The sequence below is a fragment of the Streptomyces sp. NPDC001056 genome (assembly GCF_053598955.1).
In genome coordinates, this window is record NZ_JBSFLI010000020.1 from 99,117 (window position 1) to 121,364 (window position 22,248).

26 protein-coding genes are annotated in these 22,248 nt (G+C 73.4%); 10 read left to right on the plus strand and 16 right to left on the minus strand.

Going from position 1 to position 22,248, the window contains the following annotated elements; genetic code table 11:
- Positions 1–73: 73 nt before the first annotated feature.
- Complete coding sequence (locus tag ACWDD7_RS23495; protein WP_285558761.1) at positions 74–1,243, minus strand: thiolase family protein; 1,170 nt, start codon at positions 1,241–1,243, stop codon at positions 74–76.
- A 152-nt stretch (positions 1,244–1,395) separates the two neighbouring features.
- Between ACWDD7_RS23495 and ACWDD7_RS23500 the strand changes: the two genes are divergently transcribed.
- Both ACWDD7_RS23500 and ACWDD7_RS23505 read left to right on the plus strand, forming a co-directional pair.
- Complete coding sequence (locus ACWDD7_RS23500; RefSeq protein ID WP_392214384.1) at positions 1,396–1,866, plus strand: winged helix-turn-helix transcriptional regulator; 471 nt, start codon at positions 1,396–1,398, stop codon at positions 1,864–1,866.
- Between the two features lie 219 nt (positions 1,867–2,085).
- Positions 2,086–2,265, plus strand: coding sequence for a hypothetical protein (locus ACWDD7_RS23505; RefSeq protein ID WP_351873252.1), 180 nt, complete (start codon positions 2,086–2,088; stop codon positions 2,263–2,265).
- A 5-nt stretch (positions 2,266–2,270) separates the two neighbouring features.
- On the opposite strand, the gene ACWDD7_RS23510 is transcribed toward ACWDD7_RS23505, so the two are convergent.
- Entirely contained in the window at positions 2,271–2,885 is a 615-nt protein-coding gene (locus tag ACWDD7_RS23510; protein WP_450458789.1) for a hypothetical protein, read from the minus strand.
- Positions 2,878–3,678 carry a hypothetical protein gene (locus ACWDD7_RS23515; protein WP_450458790.1) on the minus strand — a complete coding sequence of 267 codons (801 nt, stop codon included), beginning with the start codon at positions 3,676–3,678 and terminating at the stop codon, positions 2,878–2,880. Before ACWDD7_RS23515 ends, ACWDD7_RS23510 begins: the two co-directional genes overlap by 8 nt.
- A 108-nt stretch (positions 3,679–3,786) precedes the next feature.
- Between ACWDD7_RS23515 and ACWDD7_RS23520 the strand changes: the two genes are divergently transcribed.
- The gene (locus ACWDD7_RS23520; protein WP_450458791.1) at positions 3,787–4,251 is read left to right on the plus strand and encodes a nuclear transport factor 2 family protein; all 465 of its coding nucleotides are present in this window, start codon (positions 3,787–3,789) and stop codon (positions 4,249–4,251) included.
- A 74-nt stretch (positions 4,252–4,325) separates the two neighbouring features.
- On the plus strand, positions 4,326–5,906 hold the full coding sequence (gene lnt / locus ACWDD7_RS23525) for an apolipoprotein N-acyltransferase (RefSeq protein WP_450458792.1): 1,581 nt from the start codon (positions 4,326–4,328) through the stop codon (positions 5,904–5,906).
- On the opposite strand, the gene ACWDD7_RS23530 is transcribed toward lnt, so the two are convergent.
- Together ACWDD7_RS23530 and ACWDD7_RS23535 are read right to left on the minus strand one after the other, a co-directional pair.
- On the minus strand, positions 5,818–6,735 hold the full coding sequence (locus ACWDD7_RS23530) for a Gfo/Idh/MocA family protein (protein ID WP_351873264.1): 918 nt from the start codon (positions 6,733–6,735) through the stop codon (positions 5,818–5,820). The two genes, lnt and ACWDD7_RS23530, sit on opposite strands and share 89 nt — an antisense overlap.
- On the minus strand, positions 6,732–7,991 hold the full coding sequence (locus ACWDD7_RS23535) for an FAD-dependent monooxygenase (protein ID WP_450458793.1): 1,260 nt from the start codon (positions 7,989–7,991) through the stop codon (positions 6,732–6,734). The genes ACWDD7_RS23530 and ACWDD7_RS23535 overlap by 4 nt, the downstream gene beginning before the upstream one ends.
- A gap of 77 nt (positions 7,992–8,068) precedes the next feature.
- Between ACWDD7_RS23535 and ACWDD7_RS23540 the strand changes: the two genes are divergently transcribed.
- The 3 genes from ACWDD7_RS23540 (at position 8,069) to ACWDD7_RS23550 (ending at position 9,778) form a co-directional block, all read left to right on the plus strand.
- Positions 8,069–8,659 (plus strand): TetR/AcrR family transcriptional regulator, encoded by a 591-nt coding sequence (locus ACWDD7_RS23540; RefSeq protein WP_450458794.1) that lies wholly within the window; start codon positions 8,069–8,071, stop codon positions 8,657–8,659.
- Between the two features lie 44 nt (positions 8,660–8,703).
- Positions 8,704–9,216 carry a DinB family protein gene (locus ACWDD7_RS23545; RefSeq protein WP_351873272.1) on the plus strand — a complete coding sequence of 171 codons (513 nt, stop codon included), beginning with the start codon at positions 8,704–8,706 and terminating at the stop codon, positions 9,214–9,216.
- A 115-nt stretch (positions 9,217–9,331) separates the two neighbouring features.
- Positions 9,332–9,778, plus strand: a complete 447-nt coding sequence (locus ACWDD7_RS23550) for a hypothetical protein (RefSeq protein ID WP_351873275.1) — start codon at positions 9,332–9,334, stop codon at positions 9,776–9,778.
- A gap of 52 nt (positions 9,779–9,830) precedes the next feature.
- On the opposite strand, the gene ACWDD7_RS23555 is transcribed toward ACWDD7_RS23550, so the two are convergent.
- The 8 genes from ACWDD7_RS23555 to ACWDD7_RS23590 form a co-directional block, all read right to left on the minus strand.
- Positions 9,831–10,337, minus strand: coding sequence for a hypothetical protein (locus ACWDD7_RS23555; RefSeq protein WP_450458796.1), 507 nt, complete (start codon positions 10,335–10,337; stop codon positions 9,831–9,833).
- Between the two features lie 97 nt (positions 10,338–10,434).
- Positions 10,435–11,118: a uracil-DNA glycosylase gene (locus tag ACWDD7_RS23560; protein WP_450458798.1), complete on the minus strand. Its 684-nt coding sequence runs from the start codon at positions 11,116–11,118 to the stop codon at positions 10,435–10,437.
- 121 nt (positions 11,119–11,239) lie between these two features.
- The gene (locus ACWDD7_RS23565) at positions 11,240–12,820 is read right to left on the minus strand and encodes an ABC transporter substrate-binding protein (RefSeq protein WP_450458799.1); all 1,581 of its coding nucleotides are present in this window, start codon (positions 12,818–12,820) and stop codon (positions 11,240–11,242) included.
- Positions 12,821–13,005: 185 nt separating this feature from the next.
- Positions 13,006–13,770: an SDR family oxidoreductase gene (locus ACWDD7_RS23570; RefSeq protein WP_450458800.1), complete on the minus strand. Its 765-nt coding sequence runs from the start codon at positions 13,768–13,770 to the stop codon at positions 13,006–13,008.
- Between the two features lie 12 nt (positions 13,771–13,782).
- Positions 13,783–14,544, minus strand: a complete 762-nt coding sequence (fabG, locus tag ACWDD7_RS23575) for a 3-oxoacyl-ACP reductase FabG (RefSeq protein ID WP_351873290.1) — start codon at positions 14,542–14,544, stop codon at positions 13,783–13,785.
- 149 nt (positions 14,545–14,693) lie between these two features.
- A complete protein-coding gene (locus ACWDD7_RS23580; RefSeq protein ID WP_351873293.1) occupies positions 14,694–15,143 on the minus strand; it encodes a DUF3037 domain-containing protein in 450 nt (149 codons plus the stop codon).
- The gene (locus tag ACWDD7_RS23585; RefSeq protein WP_450458801.1) at positions 15,140–15,904 is read right to left on the minus strand and encodes a HipA family kinase; all 765 of its coding nucleotides are present in this window, start codon (positions 15,902–15,904) and stop codon (positions 15,140–15,142) included. The genes ACWDD7_RS23580 and ACWDD7_RS23585 overlap by 4 nt, the downstream gene beginning before the upstream one ends.
- A 9-nt stretch (positions 15,905–15,913) precedes the next feature.
- A complete protein-coding gene (locus ACWDD7_RS23590) occupies positions 15,914–16,564 on the minus strand; it encodes a cysteine hydrolase (protein WP_450458802.1) in 651 nt (216 codons plus the stop codon).
- A 137-nt stretch (positions 16,565–16,701) separates the two neighbouring features.
- Between ACWDD7_RS23590 and ACWDD7_RS23595 the strand changes: the two genes are divergently transcribed.
- Positions 16,702–17,172 (plus strand): pyridoxamine 5'-phosphate oxidase family protein, encoded by a 471-nt coding sequence (locus ACWDD7_RS23595; RefSeq protein WP_450458803.1) that lies wholly within the window; start codon positions 16,702–16,704, stop codon positions 17,170–17,172.
- Positions 17,173–17,216: 44 nt separating this feature from the next.
- Here the strand turns inward: ACWDD7_RS23595 and ACWDD7_RS23600 are convergent, their stop codons facing one another.
- On the minus strand, positions 17,217–18,119 hold the full coding sequence (locus ACWDD7_RS23600) for a LysR family transcriptional regulator (protein WP_351870633.1): 903 nt from the start codon (positions 18,117–18,119) through the stop codon (positions 17,217–17,219).
- Positions 18,120–18,193: 74 nt separating this feature from the next.
- Between ACWDD7_RS23600 and ACWDD7_RS23605 the strand changes: the two genes are divergently transcribed.
- Positions 18,194–19,138: a DMT family transporter gene (locus tag ACWDD7_RS23605; RefSeq protein ID WP_450458804.1), complete on the plus strand. Its 945-nt coding sequence runs from the start codon at positions 18,194–18,196 to the stop codon at positions 19,136–19,138.
- A gap of 42 nt (positions 19,139–19,180) precedes the next feature.
- On the opposite strand, the gene ACWDD7_RS23610 is transcribed toward ACWDD7_RS23605, so the two are convergent.
- Positions 19,181–20,512 carry an aminotransferase class I/II-fold pyridoxal phosphate-dependent enzyme gene (locus ACWDD7_RS23610; protein WP_450458805.1) on the minus strand — a complete coding sequence of 444 codons (1,332 nt, stop codon included), beginning with the start codon at positions 20,510–20,512 and terminating at the stop codon, positions 19,181–19,183.
- Positions 20,513–20,574: 62 nt separating this feature from the next.
- On the opposite strand from ACWDD7_RS23610, the gene ACWDD7_RS23615 reads away from it, so the two are divergent.
- Positions 20,575–21,255, plus strand: a complete 681-nt coding sequence (locus ACWDD7_RS23615) for a pyridoxamine 5'-phosphate oxidase family protein (protein WP_450458806.1) — start codon at positions 20,575–20,577, stop codon at positions 21,253–21,255.
- Here the strand turns inward: ACWDD7_RS23615 and ACWDD7_RS23620 are convergent.
- Complete coding sequence (locus ACWDD7_RS23620; protein WP_392218505.1) at positions 21,237–22,235, minus strand: DMT family transporter; 999 nt, start codon at positions 22,233–22,235, stop codon at positions 21,237–21,239. The genes ACWDD7_RS23615 and ACWDD7_RS23620 overlap by 19 nt on opposite strands.
- Between the last annotated feature and the right edge of the window lie 13 nt (positions 22,236–22,248).

The following is a 22,248-nucleotide window of genomic DNA, read 5'->3' on the forward strand; positions in this document are numbered from 1 at the left end:
CGACGCCTCAGCCGTCCGGCGCCTCAAGGCCGGACGGTCTTTCGGCGGGGGCCGGACGGCGGCTCACCGGAGGTCAGACGGCCTCCAGGATCATCGCGTTGGCGAGCCCGCCCGCCTCGCACATCGTCTGCAGGCCGTAGCGGGCGCCCCGTTCGCGCATCGCGTGCACCAGGGTGGTGGTCAGCCGGGTGCCGCTGGCGCCGAGCGGGTGGCCGATGGCGATGGCGCCGCCCTTCACATTGACCTTGTCCAGGTCGGCGCCGGTCTCCTGCTGCCAGGCGAGGACCACGCTGGCGAACGCCTCGTTGACCTCGAACAGGTCGATGTCGGCGAGGGAGAGGCCCGCGCGGCTCAGCACCTTCTCGGTGGCCGGGATGACGCCGGTGAGCATCAGCAGCGGGTCGGAGCCGGTGACGGCGAAGCTGTGCAGCCGGGCGAGCGGGCGCAGGCCGAGCCGGGCGGCGGTCTCGCTGGAGGTGATCAGGACGGCGGAGGCGCCGTCGTTGAGCGGGCTGGTGTTGCCCGCGGTGATGTTCCACTCGATCTGCGGGAAGCGCTCGGCGAAGTGGGGGTCGTGGTAGGCGGGCCGGAGTCCGGCGAGGATCTCCGGGGTGCTGTCGGGTCGCACGCACTCGTCGCGGGTGACGCCCTCCAGGGGCGCGGTCTCGGCGTCGAAGAGCCCGGCCTCCCAGGCCGCGGCGGCCTTGCGGTGCGAGGAGACCGCGAAGGCGTCCATCTCCGCGCGGGTCAGGGACCACTTGGCGGAGATGAGTTCGGCGCTGATGCCCTGCGGGAGCAGGCCCTCGGGGTAGCGCGCGGCGACACCGGGCCCGAAGGGGTCCTTGCCCGCGGGCACGTTGGACCACATCGGCACGCGGCTCATCGACTCGACACCGCAGGCGACGACCATGTCGTAGGCGCCGGCGATGACGCCCTGGGCGGCGAAGTGCACGGCCTGCTGGGAGGAGCCGCACTGGCGGTCGACCGTGGTGGCCGGGACCGTCTCGGGCAGGCCCGCGGCGAGCACGGCGTACCGGGTGGTGTTCATGGCCTGCTCGCCGACCTGGTCGACGGTGCCGCCGATGACGTCGTCGATCAGCGCCGGGTCGACGCCGGAGCGCTCGACCAGGGTCTTCAGGGTGTGGGCGAGCAGCTGGACGGGGTGGACGTCCGCGAGGGCGCCGGTGGGCTTGCCCTTGCCGATCGGGGTGCGTACGGCCTCGACGATCACTGCGTCTCGCATGGTGCGGCCTCCTGCGGCGGAGCGGGCTCGTTCACGAGCATGGTTACCGGTGGGTAGGAAACCCGGACTCACCATAGCCCCGTGAGTTGGAAAATCAAACCCACTCCCCTCGCAAGGGTTGGAAAACCAAACCCTCAACTAAACTGGGCGCCATGGCCGCACCGAAGGACCCGCGCCCCTGCTCCATCGCCGACACCCTCGCGGTGGTGGGCGAGAAGTACTCCCTGCTCGTGCTGCGGGAGGTGTGCCTGGGCAACGGCCGGTTCGACCAACTGGTGCGCAACATCGGCGCCCCGCGCGACATCCTCGCCACCCGGTTGCGCCGGCTCGTGGACGCCGGGGTCCTCACCAAGCGCGCCTACAGCGAGCACCCCCGGCGCTTCGACTACCGGCCGACCGCGGCGGGCCTGGAGCTGGAGCCGGTCCTGATGGCCCTCAAGGAGTGGGGCGACCGCCATCTGCGCGACAACACCGACCTGCCCATGACCATGGAGCACAGCTGCGGCCACGAACTCGTCCCGGTCGTCACCTGCCGCGCCTGCGGCGCCCCCGTCCACCACGACGACCTGACCGCCCACCCGCAGACCCCCGGCTGGACGGTGAAGGGCCCCGTGTCCACCTGAACGACCTTGCCGGGCAAGGCGGTCGCCCCGGGCTCACGGCGCCCCGCGCCCTCGTTTCGGCCATCTCCCGCCCGCCCCCCGGCGGCAACCCAGCCGGGCATATGCCACCTGAACTGGGCCGACCGCGGGCCGCACCCGAGCGCACCGGTGACCAACCGCATACGTTCTGCGTAGCCGCGCGGTAGCGCAGTGTCAGACCATGCCCCTAGGCTGTTCCGCATGTCCCCCCATTTCCCGCCCCCTGGTTCCACACGGTCTGCCGCCGAGGTGAACGAGCAGATCCGCGCCCTGTGGCTGCGCACGGGCGGCTCCCTCTCCGCCCAGGAACGTACGGAGTACGAACTCCTGGTCGTGGAGTGGGCCGAGGCGATCCGCGAGGAGATCATCGAGGCGGCCTGACCCGGTCAGCTCCCGGCGCGGATGCGGTCCGTCCCGCGTGTCCACAGGGACAGGTCACTGCTCGTCGCGACGGCGAGGGTCCGCCCGGAGGGAGAGAAGCCGGCGGCACGGAACTCGGAGTAGTCGCAGTGGAAGATGTGCCACCAGCGCTCGCCGTGCGGACCGGAGTGCTGGAACCCGCCGCCGTCGGACAGCAGGACGCGCTCGTGCGGCCAGGCCGGTACCACGACGTCCAGCGACCAGCCGTCCCCGGTGGTGGTGTGGAGCCCGCCGCCGAAGAGCCCGGCGATCCGCACCCTGCTGCCCGCGACCGGTCCCAGTCCGGGACACGACAGATCGGGAACCGCGTCAGGGGTGCCGTCCTCGGGGTCGGGGTCGCGGTCCCGGGCGATCTTCTCTCCCGTGACCCCGTCGAACAGGCCGTGGCCGTCACCCGAGACCACCATCACCACGTCGTGGCCGGTTGCGGGGTGCGAGGCGAAACCGATCCCGAGAAGCCCGCCGACCGGGGCGTACGCGATGCGCTGCCAGGGCTCGGGCGCCGGTACCACCGGGGCGGCGAGGAGTTTTTTCCGCAGGGCCCGCTGGTACGGGGACAGCCCCGGCTCGGTGTCAGCCACGTCGCCGCCACCAGCGCCGCTTCGGTTCCCGTGGCCGGGTGTCCGGTCCGGCCGCCCCACGGGCCGGCGTCGCGTCCGGGGCGAGGGCGCGCAGGGCGGTGCGGATGCGGTCGAAGGTGGCGATCGGGTGGTGGTCGTCGCCGGGCAGCACCACCCCCGCACACACCAGCTTGAAGCTGTTCCCCCCGACGGGGGCGCTGATGAAGACGGGCGCGCCGACGCACCCCCGCGGCAGATCCCCGACCCAGCGGACGCCGCCGCTCCCGGTGCGCGCGACCCCGCCGACCACGACGGCCTGCTCCCGGGCGCCGTCGCCGGCCCCGACGTCATGGCCCAGCGCATAGGCCGCCACCGGCTTCTCGCCGAGGCCGGCCACGTCCTCCTCCTCGGCCGCGATGCCGTCGGTGATCTCGTCGGTCGTCCAGCGCCACCCCTTGCGCACGCCGTGCGCGTGCAGCCCGGCGGTGGGCATGACCGCCACCCCCAGGCCGTCGAGGTGGATCCATCCCCCGGCGAAGTCCGTCATCAGCAGCTTCTCGGCGCTCATCGCGGGTGCGCACAGCTCCGGCCGCAGGGTGAACTCCGCGTTCTCGACCCTGGCCGGCTCACTGGCGGTCACGAGATACTGCCGGACGGCCTCGCCCTCGCCGGTGGTCCCCACGAGCTCGTTGAACCAGAAGGCGGTCGCGTGCCGGTCCTCCCGGTGGAGCCACTGGAAGGGCAGCGTCGCGCGGCCGGCGTTGCCCACGATCGCGTCGATGGTCGCGCTGTGGAGGTCTGGAAGATCGGACACGGTGCCCGAGCATAGCGAGGGTGCCGTGCAGGTCCCCCGCTCCCCCGAACCACCGAATTCCCCCGCACGCCTCTTGGCTCCGTTCCCGCCGTGGCCAAGACTGAGGCGATGACGCAGCGTGCGGAACTCGCGACCGTGCTGGACCGGCTGGCCGTGGACGAGCTGGTCACCGCGTACGCGGTGACGGTGGACGACGGCGACTGGGCGGCGTACCGGGGCTTGTTCGCGCCCGGGGGGAGGGCGGATTACCGTTCGTCCGGGGGGATCGAGGGCGAGGCGGTGGAGATCGCCGGGTGGCTCGCCGAGCATCTGGGGCGGTTCGCCGTACGCCAGCACCTGATCGTCAACCGGCGGGTGCGGTTCGGGGTGCTGGAACACGACACCGGGGACACCGCGCGGGTGCGGGCCGACTACGTCAATCCGATGCGCTTCACGGACGGGGACGGCCCGGCCGCGCCGGATCTGGAGAGCGGCGGGCGGTACGACTTCGGGCTGCTGCGCACGCCGGAGGGGTGGCGGATCGGCGAGGTGGTGGTCACGGAGAAGTGGCGGCGGACGGCCTCGGGGCGGTGACCCGGGGGCCGAAGGCCCCTGTCGTAGATCGCTTGGGGCGCGCACACTGGAGCCCTGGGGTAGGGAGGTTCCGTATGACGACGATCAACCGCTGGTCGGCCTCCCCCTGGCGGCGCTCCGTCGTCGTCGCCCTCGCGGGCGCCCTGCCCGTGCTGGCCTTCCCGGCGCCGTCGCTGTGGTGGTTCGCCTACGTCGCCCTGGTCCCGTGGCTGCTGCTGGCCCGCTCCGCGCCCACCGGCCGGCGGGCGGCGTACGACGGCTGGTGCGGCGGCTTCGGCTACCTGGTCGCCGTGCACCACTGGCTGCTGCCGAGCCTGCACGTGTTCATCTTCCTGATCGGCGCGCTGCTCGGCCTGCTCTGGATGCCCTGGGGGTGGCTGGTGCGCCGGTATCTGGGCGGCACCCCCTCCCCCGGCCGGTGCGCCGTCGCGCTCCTGGTGCTGCCCTCGGGCTGGCTGCTGGTGGAGCTGGTCCGCTCCTGGCAGGGGCTCGGCGGGCCCTGGGGCATCCTGGGGGCCAGCCAGTGGCAGGTGGCGCCGGCGCTGCGGCTGGCCTCGGTCGGCGGGGTGTGGCTGCTGAGCTTCCTGGTGGTGGCCGTGAACGTCGCGGCGGCCGTGCTGATCTCGGTGCGCGGGGCGCGGATGCCGGCGGTGGCCACGGTGGTCGCCACCGCCGCCGCGACCACCGCCGCGTGGGCGTGGGCGCCCCGGCCGCAGATCGACGGAAGGACGCGGATCGCCGTCGTACAGCCGGGCGTCGTGGCCGGGCCGGACAGCGCCGAGCTGCGTTTCGACCGGGAGGAGCGGCTGACCCGGCGGCTCGTCGGGCAGGACGTCGACCTGGTGGTGTGGGGCGAGTCCAGCGTCGGCTACGACCTCGCCGACCGGCCCGACCTGGCCCGGCGGATCGCCGCGCTGTCCCGCGCGACCGGCGCCGACGTGCTGGTCGACGTGGACGCCCGCCGCTCCGACCGGGCCGGGATCTACAAGAGTTCGGTGCTCATCGGCCCCGACGGCCCGACCGGCGACCGGTACGACAAGATGCGCCTCGTCCCCTTCGGCGAGTACATACCCGCCCGCTCCCTGCTCGGCTGGGCCACCTCGGTGGGCAAGGCGGCCGGCGAGGACCGCAGGCGCGGCACCGAGCAGGTCGTGATGAACGTGGGGCACGGACTGCGGATCGGCCCGCTGATCTGCTTCGAGACCGCGTTCCCCGACATGAGCCGGCACCTCGCCGAGGACGGCGCGGACGTGCTGCTCGGGCAGTCCTCCACCTCGACCTTCCAGCACAGCTGGGCCCCTGGACAGCACGCCTCGCTGGCCGCGCTGCGCGCCGCCGAGACCGGCCGCCCGATGGTGCACGCGACCCTCACCGGCGTCTCCGCCGTGTACGGCCCGAGCGGGCAGCGGCTCGGACCCTGGCTCGGCACCGGCGCCAGCACCGTACAGGTGTACGACGTCCCGCTCGCGCACGGCAGCACGGCGTACGTCCGCTACGGCGACTGGCCGGCCCACGCCGCGCTGCTGGTGCTGGCCGCGCTGTGCGCCGGCGAGGGGGTGCGGGCGTTCAGGCCGCGCCGGGGCGGTCCTGAACCTGAACCGCTCGCACCACCCGCTCGCACAGCTCATGGGTCGCCAGCGCGTCCCGGGCGCTGAGCACCTGCCCGGCGCGCACCGCGTCCAGGAAGGTGTGCACCGCCTGCTCGATGCCGCGCTGGCGGGCCACCGGCACCCAGTCGCCGCGCCGGCGCACGGTCGGCTGGCCCTTGTGGTCGATCACCTCGGCGAGGTTGAGCACCTGGCGCTTGGTGTCCTGCCCGGAGACCTCCAGGATCTCCTCGGCCGAGCCGCTGAGCCGGTTCATCACACCGAGCGCGGTGAAGCCGTCGCCGCCGAGCTGGAGCACCACATGGTGCAGCAGCCCGTCCTGGACGCGGGCGCGGACCGTGACGTCGTCGATCGGGCCCGGCGCGAGGAAGCGCAGGGTGTCGACGACATGGACGAAGTCGTCCAGGATCATCGAGCGGGGCTCCTCGGGCAGCCCCACGCGGTTCTTCTGGAGCAGGATCAGCTCGCGCGGGTGCTCCAGGCACTGCGCGTACCCGGGGGCGTAGCGCCGGTTGAAGCCGACGAACAGGCAGACGCCGCGCTCCTCGGCCAGCGCCACCAGTCGCTCGGAGTCGGCGAGTTCGAAGGCGAGCGGCTTGTCGACGTACGTCGGTACGCCCGCCTCCAGCAGCCGGGTGACGATCTCCGGGTGGGCGGCGGTGGGCGCGTGCACGAAGGCCGCGTCGAGCCCGGCGGCGAGCAGCGAGTCCAGGTCCCCGTGCCGCCGGCCGGGTGGCAGGTGGAGGCCGTCGGCGACCCGGGCGAGGGTGGCGGGGGTGCGGGTGTGCAGATGGAGGTCGATCCCGGGCAGCGCGCCCAGCACCGGCAGGTACGCCTTCTGCGCGATGTCCCCGAGTCCGATGCAACCGACCTTCACGTGTCTCTCCCCTGGCACTCGCCCGCGTGTACGTCCCCGGCAGCATACGGGGGCCGCCAGTCGGCGATGCCGTCGAAGCCGCACAGGAAGAGGGCGGGGCCGAGCCTGGACAGGGCGGCCGTCGCGGTGTCGCGTACGGCGACGGCGGCGCGGCCGCTCGCCAGGTTGACGCGGGCGATCCTGACGGCCTGGCGGGCGATGGCCGTCGTCCGCGGGAGCCGGGCGGCGGTGTAGGCGGCGAGGTCGCCGGCGGGCGTGGCGGCGTGGTGTGCGAGCACGACCGCGTCCTCGACGGCCTGGTTGCCGCCCTGTCCGAGGGTGGGCGGCATGGCGTGGGCGGCGTCGCCGAGGAGGGCGACCCGGCCCGAGTGGTAGGCGGGCAGCGGGGTGGCGACATGGCGGACGTCGTGCCGCAGGACGTCCTCGGGACGGGCGGCGGCGAGCACGGCGGGGACCGGGTGGTGCCAGCCGCCGTAGCGGCGCAGGAGTTCGGCCAGCTCGTCGTCCGGGGCGCGGCCGCCCGCCGGGGTGACGGCCGCCGCGTAGGCGTAGACCCGGCCGTCCTTGAGCGGATGCGTGCCCCACAGGTGGCCGCGGCCCCAGGTCTCGTGCGACGCGAACGCGGCACCGGGCACCGGGATCAGGAGCCGCCAGGTGGTGAACCCGGAGTACACCGGCCCCGGGTGTCCGGGGAACAGAGCCGCCCGGACACGGGAGTTGATGCCGTCCGCTCCGACGACCAGCTCGGCCTCCAGCTCCTCGTGGCCGGTGGCGAGGGTGGCGGGGTGGGCGGGGTCGCCGGGATCGGCAGGCGCGGTGGTGTCGGTACGCACGCGCGCGGGCCGTGTGCGGTCGCCCGGGTCGACGACGGTCGCCGTGGTCCCGGTGCGGATGCTGCCGGGTGGCAGCAGCGCGGCGAGGCGGTCGACCAGGGTGGCCCGGGGCAGCAGCACCATCGGGTCGCCGAAGCGGGCGGTCGCGGCCTCGGCGCTGCTGCGCGAGAGCCAGCGCCCGGAGGGGGTGCGCAGGCCGCCGTCGCCCTGCCAGGCGGCCAGGGCGCGGATCTCGTCGCCGATGCCGAGGACGTCCAGGGCGCGCAGCGCGTTGGGGGCGAGCGAGATACCGGCGCCGACCGGTGCCAGGGAGCGGGCCCGCTCCAGCACGGTCACCTCCCAGCCGCGCCCGTGGAGGGCCGCGGCAGCCGCCAGCCCTCCGATCCCGCCGCCGATGACGACCGCACGCGCCGATCCCGCCATGACTCTCCCTTTCCTCACTACAACTGTAGTATGCGCCCACGCTACTACACCCGTAGTGCGACGGATAGGGTCTCCCCATGTCCGTACGCACCACCGGTCCCTCCCGCGCCGACCTCGTCGCCGACACCGCCCTCGCCCTGCTCGCCGAGCGCGGGATGCGCGGGCTGACCCACCGGGCCGTGGACGAGGCGGCCAGGCTCCCGCCGGGCTCGACCTCGAACGTGGCCCGCACCCGGCAGGCGCTGCTGGAACTCGCGGTACGACGGCACGCCGAGCGCGAGGCCCGGATCCTGGCCCCGGCCGAACTGCCCGACCCGGCCGACGGACTCGACCCGCTGGCCGACGGACTCGCCCGCGCGGTGCACCGCTCCCTGACCCAGGGCCGCGCCCTGCTGATCGCCCGCTACGAACTCGCCCTGGAGGCCACCCGCCGCCCGGAACTGCGCGCGTACTACGACCGCGCCGGCGCCGTCTTCAAGGAGCGACTGGGCGCGATGCTCAGGGCCGCCGGCTCCCCCGCCCCGGACCGGCACGTGCTGTCGCTGGTCGCCTGGGCGGACGGTCTGATGTTCACGTGCGCGGCGGGTTCGTTCAGCACGGAGGTGCCGGAACTCGCCGAAATCCGGGCAGACGTACGGGAGTTGCTGGCGGGCATGCTGGGGCGCTGAAATCCCCTGGAAGCGCCGGCACCCGACGGGCGAGGATGAGCGGCATGACGAGCGAACGCAACGAACCCGCCCTGAACGCCGGCGAACGCGAGATGCTGGAGGGCTGGCTGGACTACCACCGGGGGACCCTGATCGCGAAGTGCGAGGGCCTGACCGACGAACAACTGCGCACCGCGTCCGTGCCGCCGTCCGAGCTGACCCTGATGGGGCTGGTGCGGCACATGGCCGAGGTGGAGCGGTTCTGGTTCCACGAGGTGCTGCTGGGCGAGGACCAGGGCGTCCTGTACTGCTCCGAGGACGACGCGGACGGCGACTTCCACGTCACCGGGGCGGACACCTGGCAGGAGGCGCACGCCACCTGGCGGGCCGAGGTGGCGGCGGCCCGGCGCGATGCCGCGGGGCGGTCGCTCGACGACCTCTCCCGGGGCACCAGCCGGTCGAGCGGTGAGCCGTTCAGCCTCCGCTGGATCTACACCCACATGATCGAGGAGTACGCCCGGCACAACGGCCACGCCGATCTGCTCCGGGAGCGGATCGACGGCGCGGTCGGCGTCTGACGCGTCACCCCCGGCACCCGGAAACCCCCCGTTCGGTGCGGTAGTTCACCCGGGCGGCGGCACCGGGCTCGGCTCTTTGATGCCAACCGGGCGCAGAACCAGCATCGTTGCGCGGGTGCATCGAACGACGACCACCGCAGCGCTTCTGGTCACCGTCGCCGTCTCGGCCCTTGCGGGGTGCGTGACGGTACGGCACACGGCGGCACCGGGACCGCCCCCGAGTGCCGCGCCCTCCCGGCCGGCGGGACCCCGCACGGACGGCAGCGCGTCCCCGCGGGTGGTGCAGGCACCGGCCCGGGAGGCGCTGGAGATGGTCGGGCCGTCCGGCGGTCCGGCGCCCGCCCCCAAGGCCGCCCCGCACGGAAGCCCGGCCGCCCCGCCCGCGGCGCGCCCGCCCGCTCCCCCGCGCGCCCGGCCCCGCGCGCACCGCCCCGCGCAGCCACCGCCGCGCACCTCCCAGCAGGTGCCCGCGAACGTGTGCGACCTGGGCCGCGAGTACGGCGGCTGGCGCGGCGACAGCCCGGAGTCGGAGATCTGCGAGCGGACGTACGGACGACGCTGAACCGGCCGGTGACCGGCGCCTCCCCCGGCCGGTCCCGCCCCCGCGCCGCCCCTCAGCTGGGCCGCTGCCTCGGCGGCCCCCAGGACCCGCCGCCCGGCGGACCGTTCTGCTCCAGCCGCAGCTCCAGGCGCCCGATCGCGGCCCGGACGCCCGCGCCGTAGCCGTCGTCCGGAAGGACGTCCGCGGCGGTGCGGGCGTGGCCGAGCTGGGTGCGGGCGGCCTCGGTGCGGCCCAGCTTCACGTAGTCCGCGGCCAGGTTGAGATGGAGCGAGGGGAAGAAACCCGGCACGCCCCGGGGATCTCCCTCGGGCAGCTCCCGCGCCGCCGCCAACGCCCGCAGGTCCCAGGCGAGTTCGTCGGCGGGGTCGTCCTGGGTGTCGGCGAGGTAGTGCGCCAGGGTGCAGCGGTGCAGCGGGTCGCCGTCCTCGCCGATCTCCGCCCACAGGTCGAGGAAGCGGCTGCGGGCCTCCTCGCGGTCGCCGCCGTGGTGCAGCATCACGACCTGGCCGATCCGCGTCAGCACCTCGTCCAGGGCCGTCTGTTCCCGTCGCTCCGCCACCGCGTCCTCCGGCGATCGTCCGCTGTCGTGCCCCCGACGCTAACCGGCGCCGCCCGGATTCCGGCTCAGGCGGCGCCGACGCCGTCGCGCGCTGCCGTCAGCCCAGGTCGGGGATGCGCCAGTCGATGGCCTCGTGGCCCTGGCGGGCGATCGCCTCGTTGATCTGGGTGAAGGGACGCGAGCCGAAGAACTTCTTCGCGGACAGCGGGGAGGGGTGCGCGCCCTTGATCACCACGTGCCGCTCCTCGTCGATCAGCGGGAGCTTCTTCTGCGCGTAGTTGCCCCACAGCACGAACACCGCCGGGTCGGGGCGGGCGTCCACCGCGCGGATCACGGCGTCCGTGAACTTCTCCCAGCCCTTGTTCTTGTGCGAGTTGGCCTCGCCGCCCCGGACGGTGAGGACCGCGTTGAGCAGCAGCACACCCTGCTGGGCCCAGGGCATCAGATAGCCGTTGTCCGGGACCGGGAGGCCCAGTTCGGCCTGCATCTCCTTGTAGATGTTGCGCAGCGAGGGCGGGGTCTTCACGCCGGGACGGACCGAGAAGCACAGACCGTGGCCCTGGCCCTCGCCGTGGTACGGGTCCTGGCCGAGGACGAGGACCTTGACCTTGTCGTACGGCGTGGCGTCCAGCGCGGCGAAGACCTCCTCGCGCGGCGGGTGGACGGGGCCCTTCGCCCGCTCCTCCTCGACGAACTCGGTCAGCTCCTTGAAGTAGGGCTGCTGCAGTTCGTCGCCCAGAACCCCGCGCCAGGACTCGGGCAGCATGGCGATGTCGGTCACGTCAACGTCCTCACGATGTCGATCAATTACCGCGTGCGGTCACTTCCAGGATGCAGAACCTACCGGCGACCACTGACAACGGGCGCCCGAAGGGGCTGCCCCGGGGTCCGCATCCCGCCGCTCACCAGCTGGTTTTACGGTGCAGCGTCCACATCATCATGATCGTGGAGGGGTCGAGGGCCAGCTCGCCGCCGGATATGTCGTCGCTGGCCGCCACGTACTGCCGGCCCTGCCACAGGGGGAGCAGCTGGGCGTCGCTCGCGATGATCCGCTGCGCCTGCTCCATGTCCTTGACCGTCTGGCCGCGGTCGCTCTGCGCGCGCGAGTGCGGCAGCAGCCGGTCGGTGATCTCCTTGGCCGGGTACGGCGTGCCGAGCGCGTTGTGCTCGCCGGTGAAGGGGGCGATGAAGTTGTCCGCGTCGGGGAAGTCCGGGGACCAGCCGCGGCCGAACACCGGGTACTCGCCCTTCTGGTAGCCGACCACGTAGGTCTTCCACGGGCGGCTCTTGAGGGTGACGGTGAACAGCCCGGAGCCCTCCAGCTGCCGCTTGAGCTCCTGGAACATCAGGGCGGTCTCGGAGCCGTAGCGGTCGGTGGTGTACCAGAGGGTGAGCGGCACCTTCTGGCCGATGCCCGCGTCCCGGAGGGTCGTCCGGGCCTTGGCGTCGCTCGGGTCTCCGTAGTCGTCGAAGAAGGCGGTGGTGTGGCCGACGAGGCCCTTGGGGACCATCGAGTACAGCGGGTCGACGGTGTCCTTGTAGACCTTGTGCGCGATCGCGCCCCGGTCCACGAGCTGGGCGACGGCCTTGCGCACGGCGGGCCGCCCGGCCCAGGGGTCCTTCGGGTCGAACACCAGGTAGCTGATGTCCGTGCCGGCACCGTCCACGAGCTGGAGGTCGGAGTTGCCCTGCTGCTGGAGGGCGAGGATGTCGTCGGCGGCGAGGCCGCGGTAGGTGACGTCGATCTGCTTGTCGCGCAGCGCCTTGACCATCCCGGCGGAGTCCTGGAAGTAGCGGATGGTCACCGCGTCGTTCTGCCGCTGGGCGAAGCCGTGGTAGTTGCCGTTGCTGGTGAGGACGGCCTGCCGGCCCTCCTGGTACGACTGGAGCTTGTACGGCCCCGAGCCGTCGGCGTCGGAGTCCTTGCGCAGGGCGCGGGCCGGGTAGTCCTTCGGGTCGACGATCGACAGGGCCGGGGTGGCCAGCACGAACGGGAAGGTGGCGTCGGACTTGCCGAGGTGGAAGACGACCTCGCGGTCGCCCGAGGCGTCCACGCTTTCGAGGCTGCCGAGCAGTCCCGCGGGGCCGCCGGGGGCGTTGATGGCGCGGATGCGGTCGACCGAGTACTTGACGGCCTCGGCGTTCAGCGGATCGCCGTCGGCGAACTTCAGGCCCGCGCGCAGGGTGCAGCGGTAGGTGCGGCTGGAGGAGTCGGCGAAGGAGCAGTGCTCGGCGGCGTCGGGCTGGGGCGCCGTCGCGCCGTTCGGATAGGCGAGGAGCGTCTGGAAGATGTTCCGGTACAGCTCCCAGGATCCGTCCCAGGCGCCGGCCGGATCCAGGGTGCTGGGTGCGCTGGTGGTGCCGACCACGATCGGGCCCTCGTCGCCCGGGCCTCCGTCGGACAGCAGGCCGCAGCCGCTCGCCACCAGCGACACGGACGCGATCGCCGCGACTCTCCGCAGGAATCGGTTCCGGTTGAACAACGCGCACGCTCCTCGATCCGCCTACCAAGGTCGGCAGACCTTACCGCAGCGTCAGGCGGCCAACCTCCCTCGGATCGGCGGTACTTGATCGCGCAAACGATGACGACGTTGTCATTCCGCCGAGTGTCCGCTGTGCGGTGTCCCGGGCGCCGTTCCGTCCGGAATCCGGCGCCCGGGAGGTGGTTTCACACCCCGGCGTTGAGGAAGAGTCCACCGTCCACGACGAGGGTCTGCCCGGTGACCCAGGCGGACTGCTCGGAGGTGAGGAAGGCCGCGGCGCCGCCGATGTCGGACGGCACGCCGAGCCTGCCCAGCGGGTAGGAGGCGGCCGCCTCCTCCTCGCGGCCCTCGTACAGGGCCTGGGCGAACTTCGTCTTGACCACGGCCGGGGCGATCGCGTTGACCCGCACCTTGGGCGCGAACTCGTGCGCCAGCTGCTGGGTCAGGTTGATCATCGCGGCCTTGCTGACGCCGTAGGCGCCGATGAACGGCGAGGGCGCGAGGCCCGCGATCGAGGCGATGTTGACGATCGAGCCGCCGTTGTCCTTCTGCCAGGCGTGCCAGGTCTTCTGGGCGAAACCGAGCGCCGAGATCACGTTGGTCTCGAAGACCTTGCGGGCGACGTCCAGGTCCAGGTCCGCGATGGGCCCGAACACCGGGTTGGTGCCCGCGTTGTTGACCAGGTGGTCGAGGCGGCCGAAGGCCTCCATGGTGCGCTCGACGACCTCGCTCTGGTGGCCGAGGTCGTGCGCCTTGCCGGCCACGCCGATGACCCGCTCGGCGCCGAGCTTCTCGACGGCCTCCTTGAGCGCGTCCTCGTTGCGGCCGGTGATGCACACCCGGTCGCCGCGTGCCACCAGGGCCTCGGCGACGCCGTAGCCGATGCCGCGGCTGGCCCCGGTGACGAGGGCGACCTTGCCCGACAGCGGCGGGAGTTCTGCGGTAGTCATGTCCGGTATCCCCTAGTCGAGCGGTCCGCCGGCGACGTACAGCACCTGGCCGGAGACGAATCCGGCCGCCTCGCCGGTGAAGAAGGCGATGGCGTTGGCGATGTCCTCGGGCTCGCCGACGCGCTGCACCGGGATCGCGGTCGCGGCGGCCTTCTTGAAGTCGTCGAAGCCCATGCCGACGCGGTCGGCGGTGGCCTTGGTCATCTCGGTGGCGATGAAACCGGGGGCCACGGCGTTCGCGGTGATGCCGAACTTGCCCAGCTCGATGGCGAGGGTCTTGGTGAAGCCCTGGAGACCCGCCTTGGCGGCCGAGTAGTTGGCCTGGCCACGGTTGCCGAGCGCCGAGGAGGAGGACAGGTTGACGACACGGCCGAAGCCGGCGTCGACCATGTGCTTCTGCACGGCCTTGGTCATCAGGAAGGAGCCGCGCAGGTGCACGTTCAGGACGGTGTCCCAGTCGGAGACGCTCATCTTGAACAGCAGGTTGTCGCGCAGCACGCCCGCGTTGTTGACCAGGATCGTCGGGGCGCCCAGCTCCGCGACGATCCGGGCGACGGCCGCCTCGACCTGCGCCTCGTCGGAGACGTCGGCGCCGACCGCGATGGCCCTGCCGCCCGCCGCCGTGATCTTCTCGACGGTGTCCTTGCAGGCGGCCTCGTCCAGGTCGATCACGGCGACCGCGCGGCCCTCGGCGGCCAGCCGCACGGCGGTGGCGGCACCGATGCCGCGTGCGGCGCCGGTGACGACCGCGACCCGCTGTTCAGTGGTGGACATTGACTGTTTCTCCTCGCCCTTGAGAGAACCCGTACGACCCTTCGGGAGGGCCTTCCGGTGCGGTGAGCGACCGCTTAGTATCTTCAGCTCACCCGACGCTAGAAGCCCTTGCACCCGGTGTCAACGGCACATCCCGCCGTTGTGATCCATTACCTCACCAGGAGCTCCAGCAACCGCTCCGTCTCGGCGGCCGGGTCGGTGGTCAGACCGGTGTGCACCGGACCGGGCTGGACGACGGTGGAGCGGGGCGCGATCAGCCAGCGGAAGCGGCGCCCGGCGTCGTCCCCGGCCGCCTGCCCGGCCGCCGCGCCGCCCGCGCAGTGCCGCTCGATCGCGCCGAGCGCGGCCCGGATCCCGGGCACGTCGGCCTCCGGGTCCAGGGCGCGCAGCCGGGCCTCGTCCAGATGGGTGCGGGCGCCGACGTAGCCCTGGGCGCGGCAGTAGACGGCCACGCCCGCGTTGACGCACTCGCCGCGCTCGATCCGGGGCACGACCCTGATCAGCGCGTACTCGAAGACGTCCCGGTCGCCGCCCTGGCCGGCCCGGGTGATGTGGCGCTCGGTCACATGGCCGGCCATGTGGATGTGGGTCTCGCTCACTTGTCCTCCTGGATGCCGGTGACGCGCTCGGCGATGACGGCCGCGCGGGCGAGCAGCGGGCGCGCGTAGGCCCGGCGCAGTTCGTCCGGGGTGTCGAAGCCGGGTTCGCCGGCGAGCCAGGCGTCCGGGATCTCGGCGGTGACCTCGGCGAGCAGGTCCTCGGTGACGCGGGGCGCGAGCTCGGCCGCGGCCGCGGCGAGGTCGGGGGCGAAGCCGGCGAGGGCGTGGTCGCCGGCGTCGTAGGGGCGGGCCGCGGAGGCCTCGGCGGAGGGCCAGTTGTGGTGCCAGATCATGGTGGCCCCGTGGTCGATGAGCCACAGGTCGCCGCGGTGCACCAGGAGGTTGGGGTTGCGCCAGGAGCGGTCCACGTTGTTGATCAGCGCGTCGAACCAGACGATCCGCCCGGCCTCCTCGGGGCTCACCTCGAAGGCGAGCGGGTCGTAGCCGAGGGCGCCGGAGAGGAAGTCCATGCCGAGGTTGGTGCCGCCGCTGGCCCGCAGCAGCTCCTGCACCTGCTGCTCCGGTTCGCCGAGCCCCAGCACGGCGTCCAGCTCGACGGTGACCAGGCGGGGCGTCCGGAAGCCGAGGCGCCGGGCGAGTTCGCCGCACACCACCTCGGCGACCAGGGTCTTGCGGCCCTGCCCGGCCCCGGTGAACTTCATGACATAGGTCCCGAAGTCGTCTGCCTCGACGAGCCCCGGCAGCGAGCCGCCCTCACGCAGGGGCGTGATGAAGCGGGTCGCGGTGACTTCCTTGAGCATCGCCCCAGGTTACTGGGGCCGGCTGCGGCGCGGGGGCGCGAGGCGGCCGAGCAACTCGCCGGTGGTGGTGATGGTGGCGACGAGGGAGAGGGTGTGCCGGATCATCGCGGCGGTGTAGTCGGCGGGCACCCCGGCGATGGCGTCGGCCGGGACGACGGCGGTGTAGCCGAGGTTGACCGCGTCGAACACCGCGTTGGGGATCGCCACGTTGGCCGAGACCCCGGTGACGACCAGGGTGCGGCAGCCGAGGTTGCGCAGCAGGGCGTCCATGCCGGTGGCGCCGAGCGGGGACAGCCCGTGCAGCCGTCGTACGACGAGATCCTCCTCGGCGACCTCGACCGGGGGCGCGATCCTGACCGCAGTGCTGCCGGACAGCTGGCGCACGGGGAGCCGTTCGGCGGCGCGGAACAGCCGGGCGTTGCGGCTGGCGCCCCGGCCGTCCGGGCGGCGCTCGGCCACCGCGTGGATCACCTGCACGCCGCCCCGGTGCGCGGCGGCGACCAGCCGGGCGACATTGCCGAGGGCCCCCGAGGAGCGCGCCGCGCGGGCGAGTTCGGGCAGGGCGGCGTCCGGGCCGACCACGCCCCGCTGGCACTCCACGGTCAGCAGCACGGTGCTCGCGGGGTCGAGGAGGTCGCCCAGTCGCTGGTACGCCGCCATCACGCGCCTTTCGCCGGGTCCGGGGCGGTGAGAGTAGCGGCCGCCCGCGGGAGAGGGAAGACGACCCGTTCCATTTCCTGACGCTTTGTCAGCGGATCACCGTGGAAGGTTTTCCCGTACGACGACGAGGGGGCAGCATGTCCGTCACACCGCAGCGCCGGGGCCGCAGGATCATGATGACGCCCGGCGAGCTGGACGCGTTCCTGGCCGCACAGCGCACATGCCGGGTCGCGACCGTCTCGGCCGACGGCGCCCCGCACGCGAGCGCGCTCTGGTTCGCCTGGGACGGCGGCGCGCTGTGGCTGTACTCGGTGGTGCGCAGCCGCCGTTGGGCGCAGCTCGGCCGCGATCCCCGGGTGGCGGTGGTGGTCGACTCGGGCGAGGAGTACGGCGAGTTGCGCGGGGCCGAGCTGGCGGGCCGGGTGGAGTTCGTCGGCGAGGCGCCCCGCACGGGCGGGCCGTGCCCCGAACTCGCCTCGGTGGAGCCGTTGTTCGCCCGCAAGTACTTCGGCCTGGACGAGATGCCGCACGACGGCCGGCACGCCTGGGCGCGGCTCGTCCCGGAGCGGATCGTGTCCTGGGACTTCCGCAAACTCGGTTCGCTCTGAGGCCTGTCGGCACACCCGGTGGGCGCGCTCGGTCCCCGCGCGGGTCAGCCGACCTTCCGCGCCGCCGTGCGCAGGGCCTCGACCGCCGCGCGGATGGAGGGACGGCGGTCGGCGTCGGCGCGCCAGATGACGTAGACGTGCCGGCGCACGCGCTGGGTGAGGGGTACGAGGACCACGCCGTCGGGCACCGGGTGGCGGCCCAGCAGCGGGGCGATGCACACGCCCAGCCCGGCGGCCACCAGCTGGAGTTGGGTGTGGGTCTCGCCCGCGCGATGGCCGACGATCGGTTCGACGCCCTTGGAGCGCAGGGTGAACATCAGCCACTCGTGGCAGAACTCGCCCTCTCCCCAGGTGATCCACTCGTCCTCGGCGAACTCCGCGAGGTCCACCTCGTCGCGGTCGGCGAGCCGGTGTCCGGCGGGCATGGCGACCTCGGCCGGATCGTCCAGGAGCGGCGCCTTGACCAGTCCGTCGGGCACCGGCATCGGCTTGTTGTACCAGTCCAGGACCACCGCGAGATCGAGGTCGCCGCGCACCACGGAGGCGATGCCCTGCTCCGGTTCCAGCTCGCTGGAGCGCACCCGCAGCCCCGGGTGCTCGGCGCGCAGCGCCCGCAGGGCCACGGGGAACAGGCCCCGGGCGGCGGTAGGGAACGCGGACAGCCGCAGCTCGCCGACGACCTGTCCCCGGTGCGCCTCCAGATCCGACTCGGCCAGCTCGACCTGCGACAGGATGCGCGACGCGTGCTCCGAGAGCAGCCGGCCCGCGTCCGTGAGCCGTACGCCGCGGCCGTTCTTGGCGAGCAGTCGCTGGCCGATCTCGCGTTCCAGCTTGCCCAGCTGCTGGGAGACCGCGGACGTGGTGACGTGCAGCGCGTCGGCGGCGGCACTGACCGAGCCGTGCCGGGCCAGGGCGTCCAGGGTGCGCAGGCGCTCCAGGTTCAACATATAAGAGATCCTACGAGATACCCGGTGAGATTTATCGATTGTGCTAAGAAGTCTGGTCCAGCATCGTTGACGTCATGAGCACGGTCACCGCATCCCGCACAGAGTCCCCCACCACCCCGGACCCGTCATCCCCCCGCCCCCGCCTCGACTGGCGGCTGCGTTTCGGCGCCCTCTCCCTGATCTGGGGTTTCAGCTTTCTGCTGATCAAGGTGGGGACGAGCGGGTACGCGCCGTTCCAGGTCACCCTGGGCCGACTGGTCTTCGGTACGGCGGTGCTGATGGCGGCGATGGCCGTCAAGCGGGAGCGGCTGCCGCGCGGGGGGCGGCTGTGGGCGCACATGGCGGTCGCCGCGTTCTTCCTGAACGCCCTGCCGTTCTCCCTCTTCGCCTACTCCGAGCTGACCATCCCCTCCACACTGGCCGGCATCTGCAACGCCACGTCGCCGCTGTGGGGCATGGTGCTGTCCGTCGTCGCACTCTCCGAGGACCGGCCCACGCGGGTGCGGGTGGCCGGGCTCGGGCTCGGCTTCCTCGGGGTGCTGACGGTGCTCGGCGCATGGCAGGGCTTCCACGGCCTCGACGCCACGGGCACGGCGATGGCGCTGCTCGCGTCGCTGAGCTATCCGGTGGGCTGGATCTACGTCAGGCGGACCCTGGCGGGGACGGGGAACTCGCATCTGTCGATGACGGGCGGGCAGTTGCTGGTGGCGACGGTCCAACTGGCCTTGGTCACGCCGCTGTTCACCGGCATGCCGAAGCACTTCGCCCTGGTCCCGCTGCTGGCGGTCGCCGCGCTGGGGGCGCTCGGGACGGGGCTCGCCGTGCTCCTCCAGTACGGGCTGGTCGCCGAGGTCGGGCCTACGACGGCTCAGATGGTCACGTATTTCATTCCGGTGATCGCGACCGCGGCGGGCGTCGTGATCCTCGGGGAGTCGCTGCGCTGGAACACGCCGGTGGGGGCGGTGATCGTGCTCGCGGGGGCGGCGCTCACACAGGTGCGGGGGAAGAAGGGCGCCTGAGCGGGCGGGGAGCGTGCGCGAGCGCCGGCCGCCCCGGTGCGGCTACCCGTAGACGCGCGACGGTGACGGCCGTACCGCCGCCCCGATCGCCTCCGCCAGCGGCTCGATGTCCGCCGGGGTCAGCTGGGACACCGTGACGCGGATGGCCGGGGGGCTGGTCAGGCGGAAGCGGGCGCCCGGGGCGACGCCCCAGCCGGACTGGAGGAGGCGGGCCACCGTGGTGGTCTCGTCGGGCACCGGGATCCAGAGGTTCATGCCGCTGCGGCCGTGGGCCTCGACGCCGCGGGCGGCGAGGGCGTCGATCAGGGGCTGCCGCCGGGAGCGGTACGACTCCGCCACCGTCGCCCGGTCCACCGCGCCCCCGGCCCACAGATGGGCCACCGCCCGCTGGAGCAGGAGGCTGACCCAGCCGGGGCCGAGGCGCAGGCGGCCGCGGACCCGGTCGACGGTCACCGGGTCGCCGGCGAGGACGGCGAGGCGCAGGTCGGGACCGTAGGTCTTGGCGGCGGAGCGCAGGAAGGCCCAGTGCCGGGTGGCGCCCGCGAGGGGGTGCGGCGGCAGGTCCACGATCCCGTGGCCGTGGTCGTCCTCGATCAGCAGGGCGTTCGGATGCTCCCGCAGCACCGCGCGCAGGGCCTTCGCGCGGGAGGCGGTCACCGCGGCGCCGGTCGGGTTCTGGGCGCGGGCGGTGACGATCAGCGCACGGGCCCCGGCGGCCAGGGCACGAGCGAGGCCCTCCGGGGACGGGCCGTCGTCGTCCACGGCCACCGGGACCGTGCGCAGGCCGAGCGCCGGCATCAGATCGAGGGCGCTGCCCCAGCCGGGGTCCTCCACGGCGACCGCGTCCCCGGGCCGGAGGTGGGCGGCGAGGACGCGCTCGACGGCGTCGAGGGAGCCCGAGGTGACGGTGAGGGAGCCCTCGGGGACGCCGTCGGCGTCGAGTTCGGCGCGGGCGACGCGGACCAGATCGGGGTCGACGGGGTCGTCGCCGTACAGGACGGGACGGCGGTCCCCCGCCTCGGCCGCGGCGGCCAGGGCCGGGGCGAGGCGGGGCAGCAGGGCCGGGTCCGGGTTGCCGGTGGACAGGTCCCGGGCACCCGGCGGCACCTCCACCCTCAGCTGGTCGCGTCCGGTGGTGGCGGGCTTGGGCCGCACCCGGCTGCCGCGCCGCCCGGCGGTCTCGATCACCCCGCGCTCGCGCAGCGTGCGATAGGCGGCCGCCACGGTGTTCGGGTTCACCCCCAGCCGGGCCGCCAACTCCCGCATGGGAGGCAGCGGTTGTCCCGGTGTCAGCTCTCCGGCACCGACGGCGCGTTCGACGTCGGCCGCGATCTCTGCTGCGCCACGCCCCTCGATCCGATACTCTCCTAGCACAAAACTCATTATGCACTAGTACAAACGTGAGCGCCACACGGCTTCGCCTTGGAGGGACCGTCATGCCGGGCACGACCGCGGGAACCCAGTCCACCGCCTACACCCCGACCGACCGCACCGTGCCCACGCGCGACGCGGACCGGGCGGCGTACGACAAGGACCTCGTGCACGCGATATTGGACGAGGGATACGTCTGCCACCTGGGCTTCGTCCGCGACGGCGCGCCCGTGGTGCTGCCCACCCTGTACGGGCGGGTGGGCGAGCGGCTCTACGTTCACGGCTCGACGGGTTCGCGCCCGCTACGGATGACCGGCGCGGCCGACCCGGGCCTGCCGGTGTGCCTGACCGTGACCCACGTCGACGGTCTGGTGCTGGCCCGCTCCGCCTTCCACCACTCGATCAACTACCGCTCGGTGGTGGTGCACGGCATCGCGCACGAGGTCACCGACCCCGAGGAGCGGCGCCTCGCGCTGGACGCCCTGGTGGACCACGTCGTGCCGGGGCGGGCCGCCGACTCCCGGCCCGCGAACAAGAAGGAGCTGGCCGCCACCGCGGTGATCCGCCTCGACCTGGACGAGGTCTCGGCGAAGACCCGCACCGGCGACGCCACCGACGAGCCCGAGGACCTCGCCCTCCCCCACTGGGCCGGTGTCGTCCCGCTCCGCAAGGGGTACGACGCCCCGATCCCGAACGCCAACCTGGCGTCCGGGATCGAGGTGCCGGGCTACCTCGCCGAGGGGTAGGTCTCGGCGGCGGGCAGCTCCACGTCGAGCGGGGCGTGTTCCCTGCGGCTCCCCTTGCGCAGGGCCGCCTCGCCGACGGTCAGGCCCGCGACCGCCGCGAGCATCAGCAGGGTCCCGGCCACCGTGGTGACCGTGAGCCGCTCGCCGAGCAGCAGGACGGCGAGCACGGCCGCGGTCACCGGCTCCAGGAGCATGATCACGGAGACCGTGGCGGACCGTACGACCGCCGCGCCCGCGAAGTACAGGGCGTACGCGAGCGCCGTGGGCACGGCGGCGATGTAGCACAGGAGCCACAGCAGCCGGGCCGGGTGGCCGGTGTGCGGGAGCAGCCCCTCGTGCAGGGCGAACGGCAGCAGGCACAGCGTGGTCACCGCGAAGGCCCACACGGTGGTGTCGGAGGCGTCGGTGCCGCCGTCCCGGCCCCACCAGCGGGTCAGCAGGGTCATGGCGCCGTAGCCGGCGGCCGACAGCAGCGCGAGCAGCACGCCCGCGGGGCGGACGGTCGCGGCCGAGTCGCCGAAGGTCAGCACGGCGAGCCCGGCGAGGGCCCCGGCCACCGACAGCACGCCTCCGGTGCCGAGCCGTTCGCCGAGCAGGAGCCGGGCGCCGAGCGCGATGAGGACGGGGCCCGCGCCGAGGGTGACGACCGTGGCCACGGCGAGTCCGGTGGCCGCCACGGCCGCGAAGTAGGCCGTCTGGAACACCGCGAGGCCGAGGCCGGTGGCGACGGCCCTCAGCACCCGCCGGGACAGCGGCGCGGCCGCGGCCGGGCGGGTCCGCGGGCGCAGTCCGCGCCCGGCGAGCAGCAGCAGGAGCCCCAGCGCGCAGCGCCAGAAGGACAGGCCGAAGGCGCCCATGTCGCTGGTCCGGTAGACCAGCGAGGCGGCGGCGCCCGCGGTGCCCCAGGCGGCACCGGTGACGATCAGGTAGAGCAGGCCGCGCCCTACGGGCAGAGCGGCGGAAGTGTTCGTGTTCGACAAGGAAGTCTCTCCG

Bases quoted from the DNA above. Each gene is read 5' to 3' on its own strand.
- ACWDD7_RS23570 (WP_450458800.1), bottom strand. From the start codon at position 13,770: ATGACTACCGCAGAACTCCCGCCGCTGTCGGGCAAGGTCGCCCTCGTC.
- ACWDD7_RS23595 (WP_450458803.1), top strand. From the start codon at position 16,702: ATGTCCGTCACACCGCAGCGCCGGGGCCGCAGGATCATGATGACGCCC.
- ACWDD7_RS23545 (WP_351873272.1), top strand. From the start codon at position 8,704: ATGACGAGCGAACGCAACGAACCCGCCCTGAACGCCGGCGAACGCGAG.
- ACWDD7_RS23590 (WP_450458802.1), bottom strand. From the start codon at position 16,564: ATGGCGGCGTACCAGCGACTGGGCGACCTCCTCGACCCCGCGAGCACC.
- ACWDD7_RS23600 (WP_351870633.1), bottom strand. From the start codon at position 18,119: ATGTTGAACCTGGAGCGCCTGCGCACCCTGGACGCCCTGGCCCGGCAC.
- ACWDD7_RS23505 (WP_351873252.1), top strand. From the start codon at position 2,086: ATGTCCCCCCATTTCCCGCCCCCTGGTTCCACACGGTCTGCCGCCGAG.
- ACWDD7_RS23500 (WP_392214384.1), top strand. From the start codon at position 1,396: ATGGCCGCACCGAAGGACCCGCGCCCCTGCTCCATCGCCGACACCCTC.
- fabG (WP_351873290.1), bottom strand. From the start codon at position 14,544: ATGTCCACCACTGAACAGCGGGTCGCGGTCGTCACCGGCGCCGCACGC.
- ACWDD7_RS23605 (WP_450458804.1), top strand. From the start codon at position 18,194: ATGAGCACGGTCACCGCATCCCGCACAGAGTCCCCCACCACCCCGGAC.
- ACWDD7_RS23615 (WP_450458806.1), top strand. From the start codon at position 20,575: ATGCCGGGCACGACCGCGGGAACCCAGTCCACCGCCTACACCCCGACC.
- ACWDD7_RS23520 (WP_450458791.1), top strand. From the start codon at position 3,787: ATGACGCAGCGTGCGGAACTCGCGACCGTGCTGGACCGGCTGGCCGTG.
- ACWDD7_RS23585 (WP_450458801.1), bottom strand. From the start codon at position 15,904: ATGCTCAAGGAAGTCACCGCGACCCGCTTCATCACGCCCCTGCGTGAG.
- lnt (WP_450458792.1), top strand. From the start codon at position 4,326: ATGACGACGATCAACCGCTGGTCGGCCTCCCCCTGGCGGCGCTCCGTC.
- ACWDD7_RS23535 (WP_450458793.1), bottom strand. From the start codon at position 7,991: ATGGCGGGATCGGCGCGTGCGGTCGTCATCGGCGGCGGGATCGGAGGG.
- ACWDD7_RS23540 (WP_450458794.1), top strand. From the start codon at position 8,069: ATGTCCGTACGCACCACCGGTCCCTCCCGCGCCGACCTCGTCGCCGAC.
- ACWDD7_RS23495 (WP_285558761.1), bottom strand. From the start codon at position 1,243: ATGCGAGACGCAGTGATCGTCGAGGCCGTACGCACCCCGATCGGCAAG.